Annotated in this window: 1 protein-coding gene; it reads right to left on the bottom strand. The window is 62.4% G+C overall.

Annotated features, from left to right (window positions below; genetic code table 11):
- Positions 1-134: 134 nt before the first annotated feature.
- On the bottom strand, positions 135-2,447 hold the full coding sequence (locus tag AC0QTX_RS27310) for a penicillin acylase family protein (RefSeq protein ID WP_474606930.1): 2,313 nt from the start codon (positions 2,445-2,447) through the stop codon (positions 135-137).
- Positions 2,448-2,633 lie beyond the last annotated feature (186 nt).

Raw genomic sequence — 2,633 nt, 5'->3', positions numbered from 1 at the left:
AAGGAGACTTTCCGGCTCGGCAGCAGGGTGTAAAGCAGCAGAGTCATTCGAACGGATCGCTGCATCGGCGAGTTCAGCACTGGCAGGGATAGGGTTAGGCTGGTTGCCCTGCGCAGGGCAACCAGGCTTCAGGTTTATCGCGCCGGCGTCAACCTGATTGCCTCGCGAGCTGCGCGTTCAACCGCCTCGCGGGAGTAGACGAGCGGAACGTACTCGCCAGCCGCCCATACTGGGGCGAGGTCGCGGTAATGGGCGCTGAAGGGATCGCCCGACTGGCCGGGGGTGTTGACGGTCACGCTTTGATCCCAGTTCCCAACATCCAGCACCATGCGGAACGAGGCGCCGGACGTCACCCGGAAGTCCGACTGGCGGTACGATGCCGCGAACGGGCTGAATGCAGACCCGCCTTTTGCAAGCCGGCCAACCGTCATCTGAGCCCTGGTGGCATCGTCCACGAGGGGCGAGAGCGCATGCTCGAACTGAGCATGATGGAGCTTGCCCCAAGCCCAGTTCGCAATGTCCGGGCCGAGGAGCTGACGCATCTCGTCCACAGCGCCTTTCAGGCTCTCGAGCAGTATGGCATCACGAGCAGCCTTAGGATCAGGACCCAGTGCGCTGTCAGGGTTCTCCAGGTAGGTGATGACGGCATTGATGTCCGGCGCACCAAGGGCCGCCCGCGCCGGCTCGGGAATGGCTCTTGCCACGAGCGCCCGTCCCAGATGCTTGGTCATCCATACCTCAAACAGAGCCGCGCCGGCGCTGTCAGCCGATGTGCGATGGTTCCACTCCTTGAGCAAATTCAGGCCCTCGCCCACCGCAGCATCACTGGTATTCAGCGGCTGAAGCAATCTGGTCAGCCGCCGTCCGTTGACCGAATAGTCGTCGGTCTGGAGATCCATCGAGTCCGCCAACGTGATCTTCTCCTTGGACGAGAGGACTTCCTTGATGCGGGTGATCCGCGACGGGTCTGACCACTCGAAGCCGACCTTGCGCTCTGCAACCGGGTATCCGGCCGGGATGTTCATCTCATTGGCAGTCGCAAACCACCCCGACTCTGGATTGAAGACCTGAGGCAGCTCCTCGCCCTTCAGAAAGCCTGACCATTCATAGCGGCCGTCACCAGGAACAGGCATCAGTCCGTCCCAGTTCGGACGCAGGGGCGAGCGCCCACCGACAATCCAGCCAATGTTACCGGAAGTGTCGGCGTAGACCTGGTTCTCGGACGGAGCTCCCCAGTTGGCCATGGCCTTCTTGAAGCCGTTCCAATCCTTTGCGGTCATGTACTCGGCGGAGTTGAAGTAGGCTGATGTTCCCGGCTCGAACCATACTGTCCGCATGGCAAAGGCCCGCCGCTGAGCAGGCTCGGCATGAAGGACAGGACCATGCCGCGTGAAGCGCAGGTCGACCTCGCGTGGTCTTTCCCCCTTCACCTCAATCGTCTCGCGAACGGTCCGCATGTCCTCCCAGCCATCGCGGTAACGGTACTGGTTCGGGTTCTGCGGGTTGGTTTCGTAGACGAAGAGATCCTCCTGATCGATGGCAAAGATCGTAAGGCCAAAGGCGATCTGACCATTGTGACCGATGGAGATGCCCGGAAGGGCCGGTTCCCCTGCCCCGATCACCGAGAGGCCGGGAGCGTTGAGATGCACGATGTAGCGCAGGGACGGGACCCCGTGTGCACGATGGGGATCATTCGCCAGGATTGGGCGGCCGGTGGCTGTGCGGCTTGGCGCAACGGTCCAGTTGTTTGACCCGACATCGGTCACCCGGTCGAGCGAGGTGCGCTGCTGGCCGGGGCGAGCGAAGGTGACTTCGCGGGTGGCCAGGTTATAGTCGTTCAGCACCTCCCGGGGTATAGTGCAGGGATCAAGTCCCTCAGGGACCTTGTTCGTCCACTGTGGCTCCAGGATGCGCCGGAACCGATCTGTCTCAAGGCCTGCCGCGCAGGCGACCCGTGCCCGCGTGACCTCCGACTCAACGTTGCGGGTGAGGCCGTGGCTTCGGATCCGCACCACGTCTTCAGGGCTCCAGCGGTCGGGCATTGTGCCGGCGACCCTGAACTCGACCGGCATGGGCCTGCGGCCAACGCGCACCTCTTCGACGAAGGCGTTGATCCCGGCGACAAAGGCCTCGGTATAGTTCTTCGCATCGGGCCCGTAAGCAGCCCATTCCTTGTCCATGTCTCCGCGGTAGAGGAACATGCGGGTGGCCCTGTCCTGAGCAACGTAGGTCGGACCGAAATCCTTCGCGAGCAGGCCAAGGCCCCGCTTGCGCCAGAGGTCGATTTGCCAGAGCCGGTCGCGGGCGGCGTTGTAGCCCTGAAGGAAGATGGCATCGCGGGTGCTGCCCGCGTAGATGTGCGGAATGCCCCATTGGTCGATGATGAGTTCAGCAGGCTGTTGCAGGCCGGTCACCTCATGGCTGCTCTGCCGTACCGCGGTCGACATGTCGGCCAAGGCCGATGAAGCGAGTAGAAATGTGGAAAGAGCTGCAAGGATGCCGATTGGGCGGTTACTCAACTTGGGTGTTGGGATTGGCGTCATCTTTATCCTCCCTTTAAGCGGGCGAAAGAGTCTAGTTCCGGCATAAGGCAGACAGATGGCGTGAGGTGAGCGTCGCGGGGGTGGTGGCCA

Source organism: Microvirga sp. jy35, from assembly GCF_056148915.1.
Note: the sequence above shows the minus strand (reverse complement) of the source record. Positions and strands in the feature narration are given on the sequence as shown.